At 71.9% G+C, this 1,080-nt stretch carries 1 protein-coding gene; it reads right to left on the reverse strand.

The window, feature by feature from the left end:
- Positions 1–1,080: ABC transporter substrate-binding protein (locus ITP53_RS55495; protein ID WP_195903511.1), on the reverse strand; the 1,080-nt coding region annotated here is incomplete at both ends.

A 1,080-nucleotide genomic window follows, 5' to 3' on the forward strand; every position in this document is an offset into this window, starting at 1 on the left:
GGGGTGGGGAGGGCGGGGGTGCGGAAGGCGTGCCTGGCCAGCTCCGTGGGCGCGATGACCTGGCTCCTGCCATCCTGCACCTGGTGGACGAGCTGGGCGTGGGCCAGCGAGGCGTCCCGCGTGTCGTCCGGGTACACCAGCGCCCGCTGTCCACGCCCGCCGAAGTAGTACGGCCCGGCCGCCCCGCGATGCACGCCCTCCCGCAACGACCGCACCACCGCTCCGAAGTCCCATGGCCGTCCCACCGCCGCCCAGGCCCCGGCCAGCATGTGGATCATGTCGTAGTGGATGGCCGCGCTGCCGCTGCCTGGCTCGTCACCGTACGCGCCGCGGTACTTCCGCATGAATCCGGCGCTCACCGGATCCCCGTACGTACCGATGACCGTGGACCAGAGCACCCCCTCCGCGAGTCCCTCCATTCGGTCCTCGAAGTGGGGGATCGTCGGCGTCCACACCGTGTAGACGAGCGCGCGCCCATCGCCCCCGCGTAGCTCCCGCAGGAAGCGCCGGAGCTCCTCCTCGATGTACGTGCAGACCAGGACGGCGGCCGGGTCGCACGCCTGCACGGCCGCGACCACCTCCGCCCACGGCACGTGCGTGTCCGGGATCGTCACCAGGGCGGTCAGGTCCCAGCCGTGCGCGCCGGCGAGCTGGTCGAGGCCGTTCGCCTGGCTCAGGCCGCGGTCGTCCTCGCGCATCAGCGCCACCAGCCGCCGGTTGTGCGGCCGCCACTGCCCGGTGCGGGTGAGCGCATCCAGCGTCCTGATAAATCCCGACAAGTACGCGGTCTCCGTCGCACACACCTGGAACGTCTGCCCCAGCATCCCCGGATTGTCGTGAACATGCTCCGTGATGGAGGGCGACACCATGGCATGCATGAGCGGCGCCCGGTACTCCGCCGCCAGCGTGATCGCGCCGAGGTGGTAGCGGGGGCTGACGTTGCCCAGCGTGATGGCGTCCACGTCGTGCGAGCGCAGGTACTCCACCGCGCCCAGCAGGTCGGCGTCGGCGTCCCCGGAGACCTCGATGGCCAGGTGGTCGATCCGCCGCCCGCCCACGCCGCCCCGCGCGTTCAACTCC

The sequence above is a fragment of the Nonomuraea cypriaca genome, from assembly GCF_015645445.1.
Taxonomy (GTDB): domain Bacteria; phylum Actinomycetota; class Actinomycetes; order Streptosporangiales; family Streptosporangiaceae; genus Nonomuraea; species Nonomuraea cypriaca.